Raw genomic sequence first — 24,427 nt, 5'->3', positions numbered from 1 at the left:
TGGAGTCGGTGTTCGAGCGGGTGGCAGGCCGGTTCGGTCGGGCGGATCTGCGATGGCGAATGCGGGACATCGGCGGCGGTGATCTTCACCTGTCCCGAGCGGCAACCGCCGCCGCACGCGTCTCCGGATGGGTGATCGTCAGTTGACGACTCCGTGCTCCCACGCCCATGCAGCGATCTCCACACGGTTACGGGCCCGCACTTTGTCCTGGATCCGGCTCAAGTGGCTTTTCACAGTGCTCAGGGAGAGGGTCAGCTCCTCCGCGATCTCGTTGTTCGTGCGCCCTCGCGCCACGAAGCGGACGATCTTGTGCTCCTGCGGGCTCAGTCGCTGTATGGCGGCCGAGTTCTCAGTGTGCTGCGGTGGGCTCAGGTGCTCCAGAAGCCGCACCGTGACAGACGGGGAGATGAGAGAGTCCCCTCCGGCCGCGGCATGCACCGCCTCGATCAGCAGCCGAGGGCCGGAGTTCTTGACCACGAAGCCGTTCGCTCCGGCGCGCAGCGCGCTGTATACGTACTCATCGAGGTCGAAAGTGGTCACGATGACGATCTTTGTGGCGTCCGTCGCGTTCCCCGGCGTCCGCCGGAGCTGCCGGGTGGCCTCAAGCCCGTCCAACTTCGGCATCCGGATGTCCATGAGACACACGTCGGGGCGCAGCCGACGCACCGCCTCGACAGCCTCCACACCGTCGGACGCCTCACCGATCACGGATATCTCGTCCTGTGCCTCCAGGATGAGGCGGAAGCCCGTCCTCACCAACTCCTGGTCGTCAGCGATCACTACTGAGATGCTCACCGCGGTTTCCTGTCTGCCCAATTCAGGGGCATCGATGCGGATAGTTCCCAGCCGCCTTCCGGCATCGGTCCGCTGCTGAGTTCACCGCCGAGTTCGTGGACCCGCTCCCGCAGACCGATCATGCCGAACCCACTGGGCAGGAACCAGGACCGTCCGTGATGCTGGCTGCTCCCGTTGTCCCGAACGTGGATGACCAGCCGGCCCGACGCGACCTCCACCCTCACGTGTACGGCGGACGCGGTGCGGGCGTGCTTGCGCACGTTGGTCAGACCTTCCTGAACCAAGCGCTTCGCGGTCTTGGCGAGCTGCGGCGGCCAGTCGTCGGCTTTCACCTCCTCGGCGATCTCCAGCGAGACACGCTGCCCTGCTGAGTCGGCACGGCTGACGAGTTCCTTGATGCTCGTCATCACGGGTGTCACCGCGGCCTGCGCCGTCGCGGTTTCCGAGGTGCGCAGGAGTCCGACCATGCGTTGCATCGCCACCAAACCGTCCTGGCCGGTCTGCTCGATGTTGCTGAACAGCCTCCGTGCCGTCGCGGGATCCTTCTCCACGATGTGCTCGCCGGCCTGGGCCTGAACAACGATGGCGGTGACGTAATGAGCCACGTGATCGTGCAGATCCCGAGCGAGGTCCAGCCGCTCGGCCCGCCGGACGTCGCGTGCGGCCGCCCGGCGCCTGCCGTCCTCACCGCGCAGATAGCCGCCCAGCAGCACGAAGGCCATGGGGAGGAGGACGAACAAGCCGTCGATGTCCCTGAACACCGGCAGGTCCAACACCACCGGAGCACGCTCCTGCGTCCGTATCGCCGCGACGAACAGCGGAACCGAGCACACCATGACCAGTGACGGCCGTGCATAGCGACAGGTCAGACACAGCAGGGCCAGAAGGCCGCACAACTCGGCCCAGCCGGGGGTGCGTTGCAACACCGCACCTTGCACCAAAGACGTGGTCAGCAACGAACAGGCCGCCACGCAAAGGCTGAGCCCACACGCGACGACATGCCGGCCTGTGCCGTACATCCATGTCTGCGCCGCTGCGACTCCCAGGGCCAGGGCTCCGCTCGCCAGGACCGCCAGTCCCACATGACTCCTGCTCACGACAGACGCGTCAAGCAGGAAAGACAGTAAGCAGAAGCCCGTCATGACGCTGGGCCCGACGGCGGGACGGTGGGGCACACGGAGCATGGGCAGAACCTCAAGCAGCCCTTCAGCGACGAGGTGAGTTCGTACTTTCGGCCGTCCCGAAGGCGGCGGATTCCGCCTTACGGCCGAACCGACGCTGTCGCGCGCCACGAACAATAGATCACGCCCGACGAACGAACCACCTACCCGCAGGAGTTGCCGTGACATCCGCCAAGGCCCGCCCCCTCGCCAAGATACTGATGGCAGCGGGAGCCCTGTCATTGACCGCAGTCATTGGCTGGGGCGTGTCCGGAGAGAGCTGGGACGTCAAGCTCGAAGTGGTCGGCGGTGGCAGCGGCAACGTCAGCTACGCCTTCTCCGGCGACAACGAGGGCAAGTCGGAGAACGGCCAGACGCTGCCCTGGAGCAAGACCCAGAACGTCGGCTACGGCTTCAACGACGTCACGGTCACCGACGCGGAACCGGGCACCGCCTGCCGCATCTACGTCGATGGAAAGCTCAAGGAGGAACAGCGGACGCCGAACGCCGAGGGCACGATTTCCTGCTTCGTGAACCTCCAGGACTGAGCCGTCCGCGTCACACCGTCTGCCTGGCGGACATCCACGAGCCGACAAGCACGCGATGTCAGGCACAGGCCGGCTGGGACTTCCCTGTCCGGTGGGGTCGGCGCCTGCCCATGACGGCCGACCCCTGCACGGACGGCCGGGATGGCTCCTGGCGAAGCAGGGGTCGCCCGCTGCCCGGCCGCGCATCCGGTCGGGCAGCGCCGCACTGTCACGTACCGTGCGGCTGACGCCGAGTTGCACGGCCAGGCCGTTGAGAACCTCGTCGAAGTCGGAGGCCTGCGGAGACCCGGCCGCGGGTGGGCGTCAGTCCGAAGAGGCCGTTGTAGGCGGCGGGGACGCGGATCGAACCGGCGGCGGTGGCGTCTGCGATCGGCGCCACTCCGGCTACGACGGCAGCGCCCGCTCCCCCGCTGGACCCACGCCCTCTGCGCTGCGGGTCCCACGGGTTGCGGGTCGCGCCGTACAGCACTCCGTCGTGCTGCTGTAGGCCATCTCCTGTGTCGCGGTACGCCCGAACGTCGCGAGGCCAGCGCGTCGGAAGCGGCATGGAAGCCGAGACGCTTCAGATGCCACCCACTGTGTGGTGCCTCAGGTCTGGTTCTCGCCACCGTCGACGTAGACGTTCGCGCCGACGACGTAGCTGCTCTGTTCCGAGGCCAGGAAGGCCACGACTGCGGCGGCCTCCTCGGGTTGGCCCATGCGGCCCTTGGGCACCGTCGCGGCGACGTGCTCCTTGATGGCGCGGGCGGTCTCCTCGTCGCCGAAGGCGGCGGTGCCCCCGGGAGTCTCGATCCATGCCGGCGAGACCACGTTGACCCGGATGCCACGGCCCTTGAGCTCGGTGGACCACGTCCGCGCGAAGGACCGGACGGCCGCCTTCGACGCCGCGTACGCGCCGAACGCCTCCATCCCGCGGTCAGCGGCCGTCGAACCGACCAGGACGATCGAGGCTCCGTCGTTGAGCAGCGGCAGCGCCTTCTGCACGGTGAACAGCGTGCCTCGGGTGTTGACCGCGAACGTCTGGTCGAAGTGCTCCTCGGTGGTCTGTTCCAGTGTCATGAACGAGCCGATCGCGGCGTTCGCCACGAGCACGTCCAGATTCTGGCCTCGCGCCCGAACGGCCTCGTAGAGCCGGTCCAGGTCCTCCGGCTTCCCGATGTCGCCGACGACCCCGGTGGCCCGGTCCGTTCCGATGGTCTTGACGGCGGCCTCCAGTTCGGCCTCGCGTCGCCCGGTGACGAACACGTACGCACCCTCGTCCGCCAGCCGTACGGCGGTGGCCAGACCGATACCGGTGCTGCCCCCGGTGACCACCGCCGTCTTGCCTTCCAGCTGTCCCATGTCGGTGTCTCCATCACTTTCTCGTTGCCGATCCGTTCGACATCGATAGTGCGGGAGCAGCGGGGTACTATCCATAATGCGGAGTCCAGACTTCTTTACACATCGTCCAGGGATGGGGACGTAGCCTTCGGCATCGACTGTTCGCAGCGATGGCGTAGGCCGGCGCAAACAGAGCCCGGCTGGGTCAGCCCGCGAGCTGCTTCTTCAGGGCCTCGGCGTCGTGGACGTTGGACATCTGCACGAACTTTCCGTCACGGATCCGGTACAGGGCGAACTCGTCGATCTCGATCGGCGCGCCGGTGGGGGCCACCCCGAGCCATTCCTTGGTGGGGGTGCCGTGGTTGACGGAGTGGCAGGCCAGGGTTTCACCGTGGATCGCCACCTCCTTGATCTCCCAGTGCATGTCGGGAACCGCGTCGGTGATGCTCTTGAGCGCCGCGACTACGTCCGCGCGAGTGGCCGGCTCGCCGTGCGAGAGGATGGACTCGTGGACGAACTCGTCCATGCGGTCGAACTCATGCGCGTTGAGCGCCTCGCAGTAACGGTCGTAGAACTCGCGAACGTTGAAGTCGGACATGACTGCCTTTCTCGCCCGGTGTCCGGGCTGTACTCGTGTACTCATGGTTCACCTGCGACATCGATACTGCGGGAGCAGCGGAGTACGATCCATGATGCAGAGTCCGCAGTTCTTTACGTATCATCCAGGAGGCGCTCCGTGCTCGGCTTTCGGGATCCAGTGGCTGACGCGATCGGCCTGCTCCGGCCTCGCACGGTGATCGGGCCCAGTCTCCTGGCCGCGGGAGAGTGGGCGTTGCGCTTCGACACGTTCTTGCACGTGCGGATCGGCGGCCTCGTGCGTGGCACGTGCTGGTTGATCCTCGAAGGGCACGAGCCGGTGCTCCTGAAGGAGGGTGACACCTTCATGCTGGGCAACCCGCCGCCTTACGTGCTGGCCAGCACGCTCGACGCAAGCCCGCGCCCTGCGGAGCAGGTGTGGGCGAGTGCCGAAGACGGGTTCGTGCGGATCGGCCCGGAGTCCGAGGATGACCTCTACCTCTGCGTCGGGCACATCGCGTTCGACGACCAGAACGCGGCCCTCCTGACCGATCTCCTGCCGCCGCTCGTGATCGTCCACGTGGGCGATCCTCATGGCATGCGGCTCGCGCAGCTGATCGATCACCTGGCCACCGAGGTCGGGATCGCCGCCGCCGGCGGTCCGCTGGTGCAGAACCACCTCGCACAGATCCTGCTCGTGCACATGCTGCGTGCCCACGCCGGCCAGACAGACCGGCCCACCGGCTGGCTGAGCGCCCTGAACGAGGACGGCATCGGTGCCGCCCTGCGCGCCGTGCACGCGGACGTGGCCCACTCCTGGAGCCTCAAGGAGCTCGCCGAGATCAGCCACATGTCGCGTTCCGCGTTCGCCCAGGCCTTCAAGTGCCACGTCGGGGTCCCGCCGTTGGAGTACCTGATCCAATGGCGCATGAGCCTCGCGCGCGACGCCCTCGCCCGCGACTCTCTGTCGATCTCCGAGCTCGCACGGGCCACGGGTTACCAGTCCGAGAGCGCGTTCAGCACCGCGTTTCGCCGCGTGGTCGGCTCATCGCCCACACAGTTCCGGAACCAGGCACGGCAGCCCGCACACTCGGCCGCGAACGGAAGCTGAAGGAGGCGTCCTGCAGGCATTCGCCTGTTGCTTCGCCATAACCCCATCCACGTTTCCAAGGTCAAAAGCCCCCAACAAACTCAGCGTGCTTCAGCTAGGAGAGCGAGCTCAGCGGGTACCGTGCTCCGCCGACCCCCTCCCGGCAGCGGTCGGCGCTCAGCATCCCCGACTGGCCGGGCATGGCGCTCCAGGCGTCCTCCCACAGACGCTGCTGGTCGGCCTGCTGTCGGCGGGCGTCGCGCAGCTCCTCCTGAAGCTGCCGGTGGTCCCGGTACTGCTGGTCGCGAGCCGAAGTGGCCCGGATGACGGCGTCCTCGGCGTCACGCTCCCGGGTAGCGGTCTCCCGGACCTGATCGTCGGCGGCGGCGAGCTGGTCACGCAGATCTCCCACCTTCTCGGTGGCGCGATCCACCGCCCTCCGGGCCATGTCGGCCATGCCCTGCGCGCGGCCCAGCGCGGCTCGGGCGCTGTCGCTTTCGGCACGTGCGTCGGCCAGTGCGGCCCGGGGACCGGGACCCGCCTGCAGTGTCGGCTCATGCCCGTCGGCGGTGACCGGCCGGGGCCGGGCGGCTTCCTGCTCGACCTCCCGCTGGGCGTCCCGTACGGCTTGCTCCGTCTGCGCGAGCCGCTGCTCCGCCGTCGTGACCGCCGCCGCGTGTTGCGCGGCCTCCTCCTCGGCGGCCGTGCGTGCCGCCTCGGCGTCGCGGAGACGATCGGCGAGCGAGCCGCGGGCGGACCTGGCGGTGGCGTGTGCCGCCGCGGCGGCGTCCCGCGCCTCGGTCGCGGTGGTCACCTCCCGCCGCGAGTCCGCCAGTCGCAACTCGGCCTCCGCCTCCCTCGGCACCAGCTCCGTCTCCCGGGCGACCTGGTCTGCCTCGGCGGCGGTGGCGTCGGTGGCCGCGACGATCGCGGCGCGCAGCCGGTTCCAGGTGTCCTGGGTGGCCGGAGTGAGGTCGACGAGTGAACCGTCGGCACCGAACGGCCAGAAACGCAGTCCTGTCGCTCCGCGCACCACCAGCTCCACCGGCCGGCCGGCCGCCACCGCGGTGCGCGACCCCACGTAGAGAGCGCGGGCCAGCGCGGTGCCGTCCGGGTCGGCGCCCAGATGGAGCCAGAGCTGAGCACCGTTCTCCCGCTCGTCCAGTCCCCGGGCGAGCACCGCGGGCAGCTCGGTGACCGGATGCGTCCGCCAGTTCCGCAGCGTGTCGTTCGGCTGCTCGGCGAGCATCGACGGCAGGTCATACACCTGGGAGGCAGTTCGCGGCGCGGTGACCCCGTAGCCGAGCAGGTCACGCTCGTAGACACGCGCGGTCGCGCTGCCGATGACGTAACGGGTCTCCTCCCCCGTGACTGTGATCACCACGTCCACCATGGTCTCGTAGCTGCGTGCGGCGGGCTCTGTCCCGGAGGCGGCGGAGGAACCGGTCTTGACGCGATCCCAGCCGCCGGCGGAGGCCGAGACGCCACCCGCACGCGAGAGGGGCTGCCGGTTCAGGACGGGCAGGGTGAAACCGACCAGGTGCATGTTCGCGTCGTTGCCGCTCTGGGTCCACTGGTAGCCCAGACCGGCAGTCGAGGCCGCCGACGCGGAACTGCCGACCGAGTGCGACGTCACCCGCAACCGGTCGACCGCGATGTCGTCCGCCTCGGTGATCGGCCGCGGATTGTGCAGCGTCACCTGGAGGCGAGGGGTGACCGGTTCGCTCTCGACGGGCCAGGCACCGGGCATCGTGGGGGTCAGACCCGCCGCCGTGCGCGGCGCCTCGACAGGGATCTCCCCGGCCTGCACGAGTTCCCCCAGGCGCAACGCCGCCGCCTCCGGCGTGAGGTCGGCCGTCAGGCCCCACGAGCCGGAGAGCCGCGGCGCCACCGTGCGCAGCGCCTCGGCCAGCTCATGGAAGGCGTCGAACCCGTACACCGGGGTCGCGCCGGTGGGGATCAGCCGGGACCCGGCCGTGAAGGTTCGCCCGCCGAGCGGAATTGGAGCCTGCGGCGCGGGCAGCCGTGGGTCGGCCTGAGTGATACGGGGCCGCACCGCCGGTTCGTGCCGGCGCGGCGCGACGGCCTCCGAGCCGGCGAACCGCAGTGACACCGCCACCGGGACCCGGACCTGGTGGGCGGGCCTTCCGCGCAGCAGTCTGCCGATTCGGGCGGTCAGTGCGCCGCCGTCTTGATCGGTCAGGGTCAGCAGGCCGGATTCCAGGGCTCCGCCGACCAGATCCGGCGGCCAGTCCTGAAGGAGTTCCGCGCGCACCGTCGCGGTGATGGTGTAGCCGATGTCGTCGAAGTCCGCGGCGTTCTCGGTCCTGGCCCAGTAGGAGTCCTGCGCTGCGCGGGCGGTACGCGAGCTCCGGCCGCGGGTCCCGGTGCCGGACAGCACGGGACCGGTCCGGTCGGTACGGCCGGACCGTGCCTGAGGACGCGGGTACCGGGAGATGGGGTTCGCCGACACCTGCAGGGACCGGGTGACCGTCTCTGACTCGGAGCGGTTGCCCGGGGCATGGGAAGCGACCTGGTCTATGCCCACCCCGGCGCCGGCGGGCCGGCCGCGGACCTCGCGTCGAGCCGGGGGCTGGGCCACAGGCTCGGCGGAGAGCGCGACCTCCACGAGACGGCTGCCGTGCCGTCCGGCGTGGCGGAACCAGAGGCTCACCCTGCGTCGGCCCGGAAGCGCCCGCAGTCCGGCGGGCGAGGTCATGTCGGCGATACGGGCGGCCACTCCCATCCGATAGGCGAAATGCCCGGGTCGGGTCACGCCCGGCGCTTCCCTTTCGACCAGCGTGAGCAGCTCGCGCCGCAGCCGGTCGCGGCTCTCGTTGCGCCGTATCGGGTCGTCGAGCTGAGTGACGGACAGGACGCTGGCGAAACCGATGTCGCCGCTTACCACGTAGTGCTCCGGCAACGGCACCGTGTCCGGCTGCGCAGTCGGCCGGGGTAGCTCCGGCACGCCGGTGAACCAGTGTTCGAAGCGGACCAGTTGGCTGTCGGAGAGCTGGAACCGGACGGCGCGCGGGAGGTCGATCGCGAGGGTGATGTCCTCGCGTCCGCCCAGGCCCGCGACGTTCATGGCGACGTTCCGGGTGCCCTGACGGAGGGTCACGAGCACAGTGGCGTCGGCTCCGATGAGGTGGTGTTCCGCGGCCTGCGTCGGGGTCCGTACGACCGAGGAGCCGGCGGACCGCTCGCTGGTCCTGGCTGTGCGGTGGGTGTAGACCCCCCGCACGCTGGGGTTGGCCAGCGAGGCCCTCTGTGGCGTGCCGTCGGAGGCCGGCGGGGGCGGCGACTGGAGCGCGCTGAGTCCGCCGCCGTACTGGTGGGAGGTGGTGACGGAACGCCCCTGCGCGGACGTGTCCTTGGCGGCCAGGTCGCTTTCCGCGTAGGTGTTGTACGAACCGTGGTACGTGGGATTGTGCAGATATCCCGCGATCTCCACGGACAGCTCCTGGTCGGCGAGCAACCCGGGCAGGGTGAGACCTTCCATGACGTAACCGCCGTTGAAGATCTGCCCGGCGCGGGCGAGCAGGCTGGCGGCCCTCAGCTGCTGGAACAGGGCCTCCCCCGCGAACGCCTGCTGGTCCTCGACCGCCGTACCGGTCAAGTACTCCCAGAGCCGGTTGCCGGGCCCGGTCACCGCACCCGGCAACTGGCTCGCGGCTGCCTGGGCCCATTGTCCGAACGTGCCGACGGCCGGATGACCGGGATACGTGCCGGTGACAATCTGCCGGAACGCCTCCTGGAGGGCCGCGCTGCCGCGGAAGACGTCCACGTTCGCGTCATCCGGCAGCCTCAGCAGCCCCTCCCGCGGACGCCCCGCTTGGTCCGTCAGGCCCAGCCGCACGTGGTCGTCGTCCTGCCCGCCCCCGGTGATGGGCGCGCGGACCCGGTGCGTCGCGGCCGGCGCCACGGGGCTCGAGTCCCACAGCAGGGTGCGGTGATGCGGCACCACCAGGCGGACTCGTCCGGTGGCGAACGGCGGAGCGGGTACGCCCTGGATCGCCGCGGTGTCTCCCCCGAGCGCCGGTTCGGGCGTCGGTTCGGCGGCGAAGCGGACCGTAGGCTCCTCGGCGGTGCCCTCGTAGAGATCCAGCGTGAACAGAGCCGGAATCTCGAAGAGTTCGGTGCCTGCGTCCAAGGTGATGTTGAACGGGTCGATGCCGGACGCGGATCCGGCACTCGTGGCGGTCTCGTGCCGCCTTCCCCAGGTGTAGTCCCCGGTTGCGTCCAGTGCCGCGGCGCCACCGTCGACCGGGAAGCGCGGACCGCCTCCGGCGCCGACGGTGCCGCCGAACTGGTTGCTGCGCTGCCTGCCGCCGCGCGTCTCAAGGGAAAGGAAGGTCACGGTATCCACGTCCGGCAACCGCCGCGCGTGCACGGCCGGCGGCAGCCCGTCCTCCGCCTGGGCTGCGGGCGGGGTGCGGTCGCGAGTGGCGGAGAACCGCAGCTGCACGCGGCGCGTGCCGCCGTTCACGTGGTCGGGGAGCTCGAACCACAAGGGCCTGCCCCCATCGACCGCGTCGGGCAGCGCGGCGGCCTGCCCGAGCCGGGAGCGCAGTTGCGCGAACCTGCGCAGATTCTCCAACTGCTGTTCGGCACGGGTCTCGTTGAAGACTGACTCGCGTTCGGCCGGCGGCAGGAAGCCCTCGCGCCGCAGCCAGGTCTCCGCCCGGTCGAACATCGGCCCGGTGCCCTCGGGGGCGAGGGGCACGGCGGAGTATCCGATGCTCTCCAGGTTCTCCAGGTGCTCGGGGAGCCGTCGCCGCTCCTCCGGCGTGGGAACGTGACCGGTCGTGGTGCTCCGCTGCGGCAGCCGCAGGGAAACGCCGTCCGGCCAGGGGCCGAAGGAGCCGGTGATCTCGCCGCCGCCCGAGCGGATGAGCGTGACGCGGTAGGTGATGTCCGCCGGTGTGACCAGATGGCTGCTGGTCGTGTAGAGGGCGTGCATCAGCGCTACGGAGCTGCTGGTGTTCAGCGCGTCACCGGACTGCCAGGACACGCCGGCCTTGGCCATGAAGCTTCCGCCCATGAGCCTGGCCGCGTCCGGATGGCCGACCTCGTGGTCAGGCGTGAACATGGGCCCGCCGCTGCCGTCGAGCGCGACGCCACTGGTGAGCCGTGACGACTGCTCCACACCGGAGCTCTGGGTGAGCCAGGACTCCAGGGAGAACTTTCCGTCCGGTGTCCCGGCGGCGGGCCTCTGGGGCAGCACGGTGGCTTCGAGCCGGAGTACGCCCAGCGAGTCGCCGTGCCGGTCGAACAGCACCGGCGAGTGGACACCGCCGTCACGCATCATCGGCAGGCTGCCCCTGAGGGTCCGTTCGGAGAGGAACTCCTCCAGTTCCTCGTGGGAGTCCGCGCCCAGGTTGTTCAGCACGGCGAAACCTTCGTCCGCGCGTAGTTCGTCCAGCAGCCTGCCCGGATCGAGGACCTCGTCGACGCCCCACAGCGGCAGGTCGTCGAGACCGGCCGCCTCGGGCAGCGGCCCGGCGGCGCCGCCGTCACCGAAGACCCGGTGCTCGGGGAACCAGACGGTCAGCGGTCCCCCCACCCGCTCCGGACTCCAGGCGTCCACCGGAGCGTTGCGGTCCGTGTCGATCCGTATCTGCCAGCGGCTGATGTACTCCACGGCGTGTGCCGGATCGTTGGCGCGCTGCATGCTCCTGGCCGTCAGGCCGTCGCTGACCGTGGACGACTCGGAGGACTGGTTGTGCGTCAGGCTGAGCACCAGGGCGCCGTCGAACCAGCGCAGCGGCCCGGCCGGACCTTCGTAGTTCCCGATCCACGGGATCGGTACGGTCCGCATGGTGCCGGAGCCCGAGCTCCTGGAGGAGGACTGTCCCCCCTCGCCCTGCCGCTCCACGGCCGTCCGGCGTGGAACCTCGCCAAAGACGCCCGCGCGGGTGGACAGCGCAGGGTCGGTCAGCCGCAGTCGGACGTCGATCGTGCGTTTCTGGCCGTTCACGGTGACGGAGACGCGGTGCCCGCGGGCGCTGCGCACCTGCGGCAGTTCCCGGGCGATCTCCGACTGGCTGAGTACGGCGGCGAGTTCCTCGCGCACCGGACCATCGGCCGCGCTACCGGGCTCCACTCCCAGGCCGTCGAGGACCTGCTGGTGGAGCGCGCCGAGCACGTCCTCGGACAGCGGCTCGTACACGGCGAGCCCCACGGAGCCGTCGAGCCTCGCGCCGTAGGTCAGCGCGTACGGAGACAGAGTGCGCGGCGGCTCCTCCTCCGCGGGAACGGCGGGGACCACGTCCATCCCGTCGTCGGCGGGCACGTCGAGGATCGTCACCGCGTCCGTGTCCTGCCCGTCCCTCGTGTCCCGGGCCTTTCGCGGGGGTGTGGTGGTCTCCTCCGCCGGAGGGGGCGTCAGGGCACTCTCCGCGACCGGGGCAAAGACTTCGCTGGTCTCCGCGACCGGGGCCGGAGGTGTCCGGGTGACCGGGGTACCGGAGGAGGTACCGGCCCGCTGGGAATCCGGCGTGCTCGGCCGCAGTTCGGAGCCGAAGAACACGGCGGGGCGCGCCGAGTCGCCGGAAGCGGCCGCAGCGGGACGCGTGGTAGTGCCGGGATGCGTACTGCTGTCGGCGGACGTCGTGCCCCAGCTGTAGCCCGAGGTACTGGTGGGCTGCGACACGTCGGGCCGTCGAGCCTGCCGGGCCTGGGCGGTGGGTTCGGTGGCCGCCCATCGCGCGGTGTAGGGGGCGGGGTCCTCCTGCTGGAGAAGGGCAACCGGCCGGCCGGCCTCCGGGCCGGTCGTCCAGAGGGAGCCGTCCGGCCTCAGCACGGTCAGACGCAGCCCCCGCAGCCCCAGTACGGGCGCGGCCACGGCCAGGGTGAGCCAGTCCGTGGCTTCAGGGCCTGATCCGGTCCGCAGGGCACGGGCGGCCTCGTCCGCGGAACCGCCGAAAGCGGTCACGAGCGGGGCTCCCGACGGCCCTGTCTGTCCTGCCACCGCGGGCCACAGGCGTTGTTCGTCCGGCGGCAGTCCCAGATCGGCGGCGAGCGTGTCGGCGAGCGCGGTCCGCAGCTCCTGGGGACCGGCGGGCCTGCTGTACCCCGCCAGTCGGCCGCTCTCGGCCGGGGCGACTGCGGTCAGCGCGTGCGCCAGCACGTCCCCGCCCGGCAGGACGTACACCGGCGTCAGCCCGCGCTCGGCGAGCTGCTCCTCCTGCGAGGGAGGCGGCTGCTCGGCGGAGGAGGGCATCTCCTCCGCCGGGAGCCGGGCGGGCACGGGTGCTTCCACGAGTGTGGTGGTGGTCGGGGGCGCGAAAAGAACCTCCCCCAGCTCCCGGAACTCGCTCGCGGCGGCGGGCTGCTGCTGCACAGTGTCCGGCAGGGAGTTCATGCCCTCTTGACCGGCCATCTCCGTGTCCCTCTCTGTAGCCGTTTCGGTGGCCGGCGGTGCCGGGCGGAGGAGGGGGCCCAGGGTGGCGTCGTCTTCCAGGCCGTCGGTCAGCCTGCCGGTGTTCTTGTCCACCGGCAGCGCCCCGTAGAGACCGCCCGGCACCTTGATCCGTACGGTGCCGTGCGGCCCGTCGACCACGGCGGTGACGTCGAAGCGGTAGGCACGGTAGGGCCGCTTGCCTTCCGCGTTGCGCTCATCGGTATCGCCCAGTGCCGCGCTTCGGCTCTCGCTGTTCTCCCAGTTCTTCACGTCGACCAGCAGGCGTTCGAGCATTTTCTGATCGCCCACCGGACCGCCGGCGTCCGGACCGACCGCGATTCGCCAGCCGCTGTCCTGATGGTTCTCGTGCGTGGGTTCCTCGTCGGCCTGGTGGTACCTGCGCTGCTTGAGCAGTACGCCTTCCGGGGGGCCCAGGATCTCGGCGCCGTCCAGCTCCAAGCCCACCATGGCCGAACGGTCGCCGAGTGGGACCCCGTACGTCTGCTTCAGCAGCTCCCGGATGCGGGGGCGCATCACATTGGCGCTGGTGCGGTGGTGGTAGCGCACGCCCGCGGTGGTGGTGCGGTCCAGGCCGGAGATCTCCGGCGCCGTGCCCACCTGGGAGGTGGGCACGATGCGGTGACGTACCGCGGTCAGCTTGGCCCAGCGCCCGATCGATGCGGCAGCGGGCACCGTCCACGGATGGAGGTTGTCGACGAACGTGTCCGGCAGCGCGGGGGCCGGCGGGTTCTGCGAGCTGTGCCACAGCCAGGTGACCTGGGTCTCGCGTGGCGCGGTGAGGCCGAGGGGCCACTGCTGCGGCCGGCCGGCCTCGACGGTGAGGTGGCGGGGGACGAGCAGCCGTACATCGCCGTCGACGAGCTGGTCCGGGCCGTCCCCGGGGTCGTGCCAGGCGAAGACCGACGGGCTGCTCTGGGGCCCTTCCGGCTGGGAGAACAGGCGGGCCGCCGACAGCGCACCCTGTGCGGGTGTGGTGAGCACCTCCGGCAGTTCGGTGGTCGTACCCATCTCGACGCGGAAGGTGATGCCGTGTTCGAACTCCTCGGAGGGGTCCTGGGTGGTGGCCCGGTAGATTCCGACCTTCTTCTCGGCGTCCTCGTCCTTCGTACCCTTGGACGCGGAGTACTCGACTTCGGCCTCGAACCCGCCGTGCCCGTTCTCATTTCCGGCACGGGCCCGGACATCGACACCGACGTCGTGTCCCCAGCCGGAATCGCGGCTCTGGGACTCCTCCTCGACCGCCTCGCCGCGCAGCGTGAGCTTGATCTCGTCACGGGGACGCTGCCCATGGGGACGGTCGAGTTGGGTCGCCGTGACGTTCACCCACAGATACCGGGTGGTGCCCCACGGGCCGGGCAGGGGGAACCAGCGCAGAACACCCTCAGTGGTCAGAGCGTGCCACTCACTCTGCAACGCCTCGGAGGAGTAGACCGCTTTCAGCGACCGCTGGAGCAGGTTGGGACGAGGCCCCGTGGCCCCCTCGCTCTCGGCACGGACAATCCCCCTGGCACGCAACCGGTCGTTGATCGTCTTCAGGACATCGACGCGCAAGACTTCGGGGTGCGCGATCCCGGAGAGCAGACCGGTATCCAGATAGGTCCGGGTCACCTCGGCCACCCGAGCCTCATCCGTCACAGGAACCTGGTCCGGCTCCACGGTCCGGCCCGGCACTGGAGCCTGCTCCGGCTCCGCGGTCGGGTCCGCCGCCGGGGTCTGCCGCGGCTCCGATCCGGCGGCCGTGCCGGTCGCGGGAGGAAGGATGTCCGACATCCGTCGCTCGGGGACGAGTAGATCGAGGGCCTCGGTGGCGCGCAGATACCGGGTGGTCTCGGTGAGCTCGTCGCCGTGCCAGCGGACGTGGGTCAGTTCGAAGACCGGGTCGGTACGCAGCGTGTGTACGGACCCTCCGTAGGTGGCCCGGGTGATATCGATCCGGCCGTCGCTCTCGGCCGCCCCCTTGCCCCAGTTCCAGGCGACCGAGGCGTTGGCGAGGACGGTCAGCCGGCCGCCGGGGCCGGCGGGGTGATCACCGTCTTGCGCGTCGGAGCCGAACCGCAGTTGGGGGCCGAGGGTGCCCGTCACGCCCGCGCCCCACTCGCCCTCCTGCCCGGATTCGTAATCGGCGTTGCCCTTGAGGTACTGCTCGACCTCCGTTTCCGGGTTGGCCCCGAGGTCGTTGACGTTGTCCACGAGGAGCCGCAGGCGCAGTGCCTGCTTGTACTTGCCGTCCTTCGGCAGTTCCTTCTCGTATCCGCCCTGACTGACCTCCTCGCCGAAGTGGGAGGCGAGGACCATGGGATGGGCCAGGTCGCGGATCTCCTGGGGCCAGTCCGCGGGGTTGTCGAGCCAGGCGTCGATCAGGCTCTGCCGCTTGGCCCGGTTCCGTTCCCCGGCGTACAGCCGCTCGGCATACATACCGGCGCCGAGCTGGGCCAGCTCGGGCATGAGGTGGAAGACGGGGTAGATCCCCTGGGCCCCGCCGACGAAGTCCAGCCGCCGGCCGACCTCGGTCGGCACCGTTCCCACGACCGTGTGACCAGCCGCCTGTGCCTGCTCCGGCGTGACCGGCGTGGCTGGGACGTGCTCATGTGGGACGACGACCCGGGCGACGAAGGGATTACGCCCGCTCAGGAAACGGCGCTTGTTCAGCCAGCTCGGCTTGAACCGGCTCTTCTTCTCGGGTGTGACCGTCCAGTTCACGGCCATCCGATAGCGGTGCTCGTCGATCCGCTTACCGGTCTCGGTCCGGCGGTAACTCCCGGTCGCGCCACCGTACTTGCGGCTCTTCTCCCTGGAGCTGCTGACGATCCCTCGCACAGAACCGAACTGCATGCGTATGGGCGGGGTGGTGAAGTGCAGCTTCCCGAGCGAGAGCTCGTACTCGGGGATGGCCAGACGGGCTCCGCCGCCGAAGGTGAAAGCCGCCCTCCAGCCCTTACCGCGCTCACCGGCCGTGGTGGCCCCGGTCGCGGCCCGGGTGTTGACCTTCATGGAGAAGTCACCCTCCGGGCGGCTCTCCTCGGTGACCGGGTCGGCCAGCGGACTGGGCTCCTCGATCCTGTCACCCCACTTCGCCTTCGCGGAGACCTTGTAGCGGCGTCCGCCGACCTGGATGGTGCGGTGGATTCCGAGGAGCGCCTGGGCCGGGTCCCCTTCGAGAGCCGGGCGGCCGTAGAAGGCCGCCAGGTCCCGGTCGGCCTGGGCCCAGGAGCTCTTCTTCGCCCCTTCGGCACCGACGTCCAGGACGTGCAGCCGCTCGATGGCGTCCCGCAGGTCCTGCTGGAGGGTCTCGACGCCCGGCAGAGCGATCGGCACGCCGAACCCGAGGCCACGGCGGGCGGCGGGCGCGAGGGGTTCCCGCGGGTGCGGGGTGAGCCGCCCCTGGGCACGCTCCACCGCCATCCGGAACCGGAACCGCGGGCTGGTCTTCGGCAGCCTCGACACACTCCTCGACGGGGGGAGGGCGAACACGCGGTGCCGCGGGGCATCCGGGCCGCCGGCCGCCGGCCGCAGATCGGCGGTCCACCCCGAGCCGACGGTACGCCGCACGAAGTGCGCCGCTTCGCGCTGCGGGACACTGAGTTCGCCCTCGGTGGTGACCCGCACCGGGGCGATCGTGTGCGTGCTGGATTCCATGGTCACTTCGAGGCGCAGCCCGGCCCGGTAGCGGGACTGCCTCGCGAAGTCGTTGAGCACCGTGTGGCTCGTATGCGAGGAGTCCAGCGAATAGCCGACGTCGCGGTTCACCCCGGCCTTGATGGCGAGCGCCGGGGCCAGGCCCGACAGTTGGACGGACAGCTTGTTCTCGGAGTGGGGGGAAGTTCCCTCGTCCGCGTCGACCGAGAAATCCCCGCCCGCGCCGACTCCGGCGGTGTTGTAACCGAAGCCGAATCCCGCGTCCGAACCCCCCTGACTGTCGCGGGTGCTGCCCTCCCCTACACCGATGTCGTCGCGGGTTCCGACCTTGCTGTCCCCGAGATACTGGAGGCTGTCGATCTCCCTGCGGATCCGCAGATGCCCCCGGAACTTCCCGAACAAGGACCCGGAGACCTCGATGCCGTTGGAGGAGTCCCCACCGGCCCACCACGGATAGCGACTGCGGGCCGTCGTCTCGGTCAGGAACCCTTGGGCACGGTCCATCTTGGCCTGCGCCAGGATCTTCTTGACGGCCGAGGCGGGCAGGCCGGCGGTGCGCATGTTCCGGTGCAGTCCGGCGATGACGGGCGTGAGGTCGATCGCCTGCAGCAGCTCACGGGCCTGGGAGGGGCGGGAAGCCCGCTGGTACCGAGGGCGTTCGGCCTCGGGGGCACGGTAGTCGGGTCGGTGCCCCTCCTCGCCGGTGTAGACGGTGGGAATATCGATATGGATCCGGTCTGGCACGGTGGCCTGATGGAAGACGGTAGGGGTGGCGTCCGCACCGTCGACGAACACCTTCATCTGGAGACCGGCGCCGAAGCGGGCGAGGTCGTTGATGAAGGGCTTACGGCCGGCCACGACGGTACGCAGCCAGCCGCTGTCCTTGGACTTGGAAGAGCCCACGTAGAGCTGGGGGGCGGGTACCGCGGCTGCGGACGCGGCAACGCCTGTCCCCAGGTTGATGAGGGTGAGCAGTGTCGACTCTATTCCTTGGGTGACCTCGTGTCCGGTCCGGCCTCCGGTGGCGGTGGAACCGAAGCCGACCGGGTACTCGTTGACCTCCCCCTTGGTCCGGGGCACGGGCGTCAGATCCCGCATCACCGGGCGCAGCCACACCAGCCGGCCGTCCACGACCAGCGTGCGCCCGGCCGCGAGGATGTCGTCCCACTCCTTCGGCTTGGAGGTGAGCAGCAGATCGCTGATCGCGGTCCTGATGCCCGAACGCAGCGCGATGTGCGGACCGGGACCGGTCAGGTCCAGGCGTGAACTGATCTGCTCCGCCCAGAAATCCGCCTGCTCCCGCCGGAAGTCGATGGTCTCGGTCGACCTGGCAACGATGGCCTGACCCATCGCGCCATGGGCGAGGTACCACGGAGAGGGATCACGCGTCCCGGTAACCGGTGTCGAAGGCGCGGCCCCGGTGGATGCCGGATCAGGATCGCGATGGGCGTCCAGCGGGGACACCTCCCCTTCGGGAGAGGTCACCACAATCGCCGGAACCCCGTCGGTTCGCGGCGGTACGGCGTCGAGATCCGGGGTCACCGCGTCCGTGTCCTGCCCGTCCCTCGTGTCCCGGGCCGTTCGCGGGGGTGTGGTGGTCTCCTCCGGGAGTGGGGGCGTCAGGGCGCTCTCCGCGACCGGGGCGGAGACTTCGCTGGTCTCCGCGCCCTGGGCCGCAGGTGTCCGGGTGACCGAGGTACCGGAAGAGGCACCGGCCCGCTGGGAATCCGGCATGCTCCGCCGCGGTTCGGAGCCGAAGAACACCGCCGGGCGCGCCGAGTCGCCGGAAACGGCCCCAGGCGGCCTCGCCGGCAGCGTCGGCGGGGGGGCCAGCAGCGTCTCTGGCTCCGTGTGGACATCGGACCCACTCTGCTGGACCGTATCGGACACCTCGACGCGACGAGTTTGCGTGGGAATCACGTTGTCATAGGACGTTGGTGTGGAGTCGTGTCCCGTCTGCTCGCCCTCGGCTCGGTCCCACAGTTGGCGGAAGCCCGTGAGGATGTACGGGTTGTCCCTGCTGCCGAGGTTCGAGGGCCGGCCAGGGCCGTAGAGCCTCCGAAGCAGCGGCAGCAGTGCCGGGTCGTTCTGCTCCACCCAGTCCGACCCGTTGTTGCGCGGGCGGCGCCGCGAGTTGGAGTCCCTGCCGGTGTTCGCACCGAGATAGGCATTGCTGAGCTGCGCGAAATACTCGTGTGCGTTGCTGGACGAGTGGTTGGGGACAGGCCCGTCCGGCCATTGAGCGGGCGGGTCCGCGGCAACCTTCGCCTCGTACACGTCGCGGATCAACTGCCGGTCCTCGGCGCTCAGCACCGACTCACCAGACGAGGACTGACCACGCCCACGGGCGTCGCTACGGCGCTCGTAGGCAGCTTGAGCGGCTGCCCTCAACCGCACGTAGAAGGGATTGTTCTGACTGATCTGCCACATGTGCAAATAGATCAGCATCTGGTTGAGCACGGTGTCGTACTCGACCAAGGTGCCGGATGCGTTTCCGGCCGCCTCCCCCCAGCCGACCAGGCGTTCCTTCTGTGCGGTGGTGATCTTCCCCGACCGTTCGAAGTTGTGCGCGTACCGCTCCAGCGTGCGCGGTTGCGCGCCGTAAACCAACTTCTCCTGCAGCATTTCCTGCTGAAATTCGCTGAACTCCCGGTCCCCGGCCAAGGCCGTCTTGAGATCGTTGAGAGTCCGCCTGCGTTCCGCCGCCAGCGCACCGACCTCCGCGTCGGTCGCCCCAGATCGCACCAGCTCCATCACCGGGCTGCTGCCGAACGCCTGATGGGCCACGACATGAGTGAATTCGTGGGCGATGTGACCCAGCAGGAAGGAGGTACCGCCCCTGACCTGAGGATCGACGTTGAAGGTGTACTCCGCGCTGTCTCCCGTGCTGTTGAGCTTGATGCCCGGCATGCCGCCCCGGGGGTACTGCATCACGGTCACCAGCGGTTCTACGGCCATCAGTTCCTCAATGACGGCGCGAGTCTCCGCGGGCAGCGTCCGGTCGTCGCGGAGCCTGCCCAGCTTGTGGACATAGTCGCTCATCATCGCGTGGAATCGGTCCGAAGGAACGGCCTGGGCTGCCTTCTGAGCCTCACCAGCCGGACTCCGACGGTCGAGGTCGGGGTTCTTCCCTTCCCTCAGGGCGTCGTCGATCTCGGTCAGCAGGTCCCGGAAGACGTTCTCGGGGTTGAGCTGCTGCATCGCCGCCTCGGCCTGCTGGGCGAGCCGCTGTGCGCCCTCGACACGGGACCCTTCACCCTGCTTGTGGGCCACGTAGGCGCGGGAGCTCTCCGCGATGGCTTTGAGGGCGAGCAGACGGGCGCCCTGTCTGCTGCCGGGCAGGGCATGGAAGGCCCTGAGTTCCTCGTCGATGTCAGCGATCCTGGAGCTGCTGCGCAGCCCGGGTGCCGCCGTACTCTGCTTGAACTCCCTTTCCGTCATCATCGCGGACACCGGCAGCCGCCGGGGGCGGGGTGCTGTGGTGGGGGGAGCCGGCAAGGTCTCCACGTCCACAGGCAGTGGGCGGGTGATCGCGTCGGCCGGCTCGGGCGCCTCCGGCGTCTCCGGCTGGCGGGCCGGTGGCGTAGGTAGCTCCGCTTCAGGCTCTGCCAGGGCGTGTCCCGTCAGTTCGCTCTCGGCTCGGTCCCACAGTTGACGGAAGCCCTCAAGGATGTAGGGGTCCCATGGAGCGAGCGGCTCCGCGGCAGCCTTCGCCTCGTACACGTCGCGGATCAACTGCCGGTCCTCGGCGCTCAGCACCGACTCGATCGCGTGCGCCCACTCATGACGGGCAACGGAGTACCCGTCGTCGTAGAAGTCGTTGCCGAGCACGTCGGTGGTCTCACCCAGCAGGTTCTCCTCGCCGACGCCGACCAGATGGCGGCGGAAGTAGAGTCCCCGTGCGGCGTCGAACGACCGGCCTCCTCCGGGATGGTGGCGGCCCCTGAGCCCGGCGAACTCCTCGAGCGACGTCATCGGCCGGTTCCGGGGCACCACGATGAGGCGACGGCCCCCGGTCAGCAACGCCACCGCGATCTGCGGATCGGCGAGCATGTCCGCGACCAGGGCCTCCGCTTCCTCCCGGGCGGCCTCGGGCTGTTCCACACCGTCAGGAACGACGACCAGCAACCGCGCCGCCACGGCCGTGAAGTCCTCCACGGACAAGCTGGCGCGCAACCGCTCCACGAACGCCGGGTCAGCAGCCAGGAGTTCCCGGTCCCGCTGCGGCAGCGACGCCAGTTCCCGTGCCCGCGCGTCCGCGTCCATCGCGACGAGCCCGGCCGCCGTCTCCACGAGAGCGGGCGGGAGAGGAGTGGGTGACGGGGCAGGGGCAGGGGCGGGTCCCGCCGGCACCGTACTGCCGGCCGGTCGTACTGACGGGACAGTCGTGGCGGGCGGCGCGAACAGGACGGCGGGCTGGGCGGGGGCGAGGGGCCGGCCGACCGGCGGCAGTCCGCGATCCAGCCTCGCCTCGTTGTAAAGGTTGAGGGAGAGGACCGCCAGGGTGTCACTGTCGCGCTCGATGGTCTGCGGAGTCTGCTCCATCGACGCGTAGCTCCGGGCCTCCAGCCTCACGACGGCAGGAACAATGAGCGCCCGACCCTGGTGGTCGGGATTGGCATCCAGTGTGCGGAATTCGGTACGGATCCCCAGTGCCTCGTACTGGCTCACGAACCGTTCCGGCCTGTGCAGGAGCAGGTTGTCGAGGTACTGGCCGACCGTCGCGCGCAACGGGCCGCCTGACATGGTCAGCGGCAGGTCGAGGACTCCCCCGCCCCTGACGACGGTCTCGGCGAAGCGGGCGGCGATGCTCCGCGCCCGATGCTCAAGATACGCGCGGGGCCCGTCACCAAGGCTGCTCCGCAGGGCCGCGAGAGAATCGCGGGAGGCCACCGCAGTGAGGTCCTTCGGCCGCTGTGTCCAGTCGAGCGTTCCTCCTCGCACAGTGGCGGCGACCTGGGTGTATCCGAGCGCGATCGCACCTTCCAGTTCGTCGCCGTCCCACGGGTTCGCGGCATCGGCCCAGCGCGGGTATTGGCTGAGCCAGCGTGCGAAGTCCTGACGGGCCCAGGCACCGAATGCAAGGCCGGCGCCCGCATCCTCGTGAGCGATCTGCACGGGTGGGGACTCACGCCGCATAACGTCCCTGACGTGTTTGATGAACATCACGAGACGCGAGGTCGGAGCGGTCGCCGTGTGATGCACCAGCGTCGCGTATCCGGCCTCGTTGATCCTTACCGGCAGATCCTCCGCGAGGGGATCCACTACATATCCTTCCGATTCGGGGAAGATCTGCCCGATTCTCGTTCCCGGCCTCGCGCGCCGGAGCCGGGACATCACGTCGTTGACGGCCACCTGCACCTCGGACCGTTCGGCCCGGCCGTCCGCCGGCCCTCGCACCAGACCACGAGCCGGCTTCGTGACGATCTCAGGGACCGGCACTCCCCCAGCCTTGTCCAACGTGATCGTCAGAAGGTCGGGCAGCTCCACGATGTCGCCGAACTCCTCGACCGCCGCGCCACGGGGCAGCTCCACCCGGTACCGGTGCAGCTCGGCCTCCAACCCACTGGCCGGACCGAACCCCTCGACCGCTCCCGGAGCGGCAGAGACCAGCGGCGCCACAACAGGCGGCTCACCTCGCCGCGAAGAAGGCCCAGGCTGGGCGGAATAGCCCCCACGCACAGGCGTACGCCCGGAAGCACGCTGCTCCACTCTGTCACGGACGGAAACAGGCGCAGGAGGAGCAAGCTGATCCATCCTGTCGCGGACCGCCGCCTCCAGACGCGAAACAGCCTCCCACCGCCTGCTCTCCGGCCCCTTGTCACTCTTCCATTCCGTCACGCTGACCAGCACACGCCGCAAATCCTCGGTCCCCGCATCGTGCGGCAACCGCGACACGGCCCGATCAATGGCACGCAGCGCGGAAGAACGGCGCGACCCTCCACTCGCCGAGATCGTCAGCCAGTCACGAATCGGATCCAGCCCCGCCCCACGAGCCGGCGGTGCGAAGAGGACGTCCGGGCCTTCGGACTCCGACCCCAGCCGGTCTTCCCCTTCCCCGGCAGAGTCCGGCACCGCGGACGATGAGGATTCCGGAGACTCGTCCGAGGACCCGGGCAGGACGGTCTCCGCACCGGATGCGGCCACCGGACCCGAGGCGGAGCCGATCGCGGTCGATTCTGCCGAGGACGTGGGCGCCGTGGGGACGATGCTCCCTGCGGGCGGAACGGCCTCTGACGCCGCGGTGTCGGCACCTCTCCCGCCCGGCACCAGCAGAGCCGGCAGTTGCTCGGAGTCCGGTTGCGGCCGCGCGCCGGCCTCGGGCTCCGGCCGGGGCTGCGGCTGCGCTGCGGGCTGTGCGGCGGCCTCGGGGCCCCTGACGAGGGAGCCCAGCAGGGCCGTCGCCGGCAGGTGCCCGGCGCGCAGGTGCTCTGCGGCGACGAGTTCCACGACCTCCTCGGGCCGCGCCACGACACCCAAGGGGTTCTCATCCGGTGCGACTTGCTGAATACGGCCCAGCACCGAGCGTTCGGCCCAGAGCACAGACTCCTCCCGGCGTTCCGGTGACACACCCGGATCCGCGAGCCGAGCCCGGGCGGCATCGATATCGAAACGCGCCGAGCCCGGGTGACGGTGACTGGGGGAAGGAGCGTCCGGCACAGGAGTGATGCCCGTGGTGGGCGCCGTGTCTGTGTCCCGACGGGGTACCGGAACCTCGCCGCCCTGGTGTCCGCTCGTACGCCCGCCCCGCTCCGCGCCGGTGCCGGGGTCCGCCGTGCGCGGCGGCGTGCCGACCGGCTCGGACGAGGTGGAGTCCTCCACCCTCGACGCGGCAATCGGGCCGGCCGTGCCCCTGTCCGGCGTCGTGGCGGGTACGGGAGACACCGGCATTTCGTGCGATTGAGCGGAGGGGGGCACGATGTGGTCCGTCTGCCCCGGGGTACGCACGGGGGCCCCGTCCTCGGCGTCCCTGACGGGGTCGTTCCCCGCCGTGGGTGCGCCGAGCCGGTCACTGTCCGGTGTTCTGGCCGAGTGGGTGACGGTGTCGCCTGTCGACGACGGCCGCGTGGGCTCGGCCTTCGAGTCAGCGGCCTTCCCAGAAGGCCGCGCCTTGTCGGGCGAGGACGGACGGACGTTGTCCCCGGCCGTCGTGCCGGAGCCGCGGTGCCCAGATGAGACGAGGGGTTCCGTGACGGGCCGGTCCGAGGCGGGCCGCTGTTCGGTGGCGGAGCCGTCATCACGGCGCGCATCCGCGAGTTGGGCATCCGGCTTCCTGGCCTCGGCCGGGGACAAGTCGCGCCCTTGGTCACGGCCGGCCGGACCCTGTCCCGATTCGTCGGGGCTGAGGTTCCTGGAACCGTTCCCGGAAGACTGCGAGGTGCGGGACGACGACGGACGGGCATCGTCGCCGCCGGACCGGTCGCTCCTCTGGCCGGCGGGCTGGTCGCTCGAAGCGTGTGTCGTGGTCTGGGTGACACTGCCACTGCCATTGTTGGCGCGCAGGTTGCCCTCACCGGCACCTGAACCCTTGCTGCCGACGGGCGGCTTCCAGCCAGGGATGTTGTCGAGCGAGGCGGGCGGGCCGCCGAAATAACCGGGCCCGGAATGCGTAACCCTCGGAGTAGCCTTCGGAATCGGACCCTCCGCCCTCGAACCACCCCCCGGACCCGGCGACGGAACCCCCTCACGGTCGCCCGGCAGAACTCCGACAACACCCGACCCAGAAACCCTCGTCGACGAGCGCTCCGGAGACGGCGAAGGAAGGTTGTCGATACTGGCAGGCGGGCCGCCGAAATAACCGGGCCCGGAATGCGTAACCCTCGGAGTAGCCTTCGGAATCGGACCCTCCGCCCTCGAACCACCCCCCGGACCCGGC

Annotated in this window: 8 protein-coding genes and 1 pseudogene; 3 read left to right on the top strand and 6 right to left on the bottom strand. The window is 70.0% G+C overall.

The window, feature by feature from the left end:
* Window positions 1–138: 138 nt before the first annotated feature.
* Window positions 139–795 (bottom strand): response regulator transcription factor, encoded by a 657-nt coding sequence (locus AB0I98_RS31495; RefSeq protein WP_362947925.1) that lies wholly within the window; start codon window positions 793–795, stop codon window positions 139–141.
* Window positions 792–2,087, bottom strand: coding sequence for a histidine kinase (locus tag AB0I98_RS31490; RefSeq protein WP_362947924.1), 1,296 nt, complete (start codon window positions 2,085–2,087; stop codon window positions 792–794). Before AB0I98_RS31490 ends, AB0I98_RS31495 begins: the two co-directional genes overlap by 4 nt.
* A 50-nt stretch (window positions 2,088–2,137) precedes the next feature.
* On the opposite strand from AB0I98_RS31490, the gene AB0I98_RS31485 reads away from it, so the two are divergent.
* The gene (locus AB0I98_RS31485; RefSeq protein WP_362947923.1) at window positions 2,138–2,503 is read left to right on the top strand and encodes an MmpS family transport accessory protein; all 366 of its coding nucleotides are present in this window, start codon (window positions 2,138–2,140) and stop codon (window positions 2,501–2,503) included.
* Window positions 2,504–2,650: 147 nt separating this feature from the next.
* On the opposite strand, the pseudogene AB0I98_RS31480 reads toward AB0I98_RS31485, so the two are convergent.
* From AB0I98_RS31480 to AB0I98_RS31470, 3 genes and pseudogenes are all read right to left on the bottom strand, one after another.
* A pseudogene (locus AB0I98_RS31480) lies at window positions 2,651–3,046 on the bottom strand (amidase family protein); the annotation flags it as partial.
* Between the two features lie 45 nt (window positions 3,047–3,091).
* A complete protein-coding gene (locus AB0I98_RS31475; RefSeq protein ID WP_362947922.1) occupies window positions 3,092–3,844 on the bottom strand; it encodes an SDR family oxidoreductase in 753 nt (250 codons plus the stop codon).
* A gap of 184 nt (window positions 3,845–4,028) precedes the next feature.
* Complete coding sequence (locus AB0I98_RS31470; RefSeq protein WP_362947920.1) at window positions 4,029–4,421, bottom strand: ester cyclase; 393 nt, start codon at window positions 4,419–4,421, stop codon at window positions 4,029–4,031.
* A 138-nt stretch (window positions 4,422–4,559) separates the two neighbouring features.
* Between AB0I98_RS31470 and AB0I98_RS31465 the strand changes: the two genes are divergently transcribed.
* Entirely contained in the window at window positions 4,560–5,510 is a 951-nt protein-coding gene (locus tag AB0I98_RS31465) for an AraC family transcriptional regulator (RefSeq protein ID WP_362947918.1), read from the top strand.
* 94 nt (window positions 5,511–5,604) lie between these two features.
* Here AB0I98_RS31465 and AB0I98_RS31460 read toward each other — a convergent pair whose 3' ends face one another.
* Entirely contained in the window at window positions 5,605–22,173 is a 16,569-nt protein-coding gene (locus AB0I98_RS31460; protein WP_362947916.1) for a hypothetical protein, read from the bottom strand.
* A 1,063-nt stretch (window positions 22,174–23,236) separates the two neighbouring features.
* On the opposite strand from AB0I98_RS31460, the gene AB0I98_RS31455 reads away from it, so the two are divergent.
* Window positions 23,237–23,455: a hypothetical protein gene (locus AB0I98_RS31455; protein WP_362947915.1), complete on the top strand. Its 219-nt coding sequence runs from the start codon at window positions 23,237–23,239 to the stop codon at window positions 23,453–23,455.
* Window positions 23,456–24,427: the final 972 nt, after the last annotated feature.

It is taken from the genome of Streptomyces sp. NPDC050211, assembly GCF_040656035.1.
GTDB lineage: Bacteria > Actinomycetota > Actinomycetes > Streptomycetales > Streptomycetaceae > Streptomyces.
Note: the sequence above shows the minus strand (reverse complement) of the source record. Positions and strands in the feature narration are given on the sequence as shown.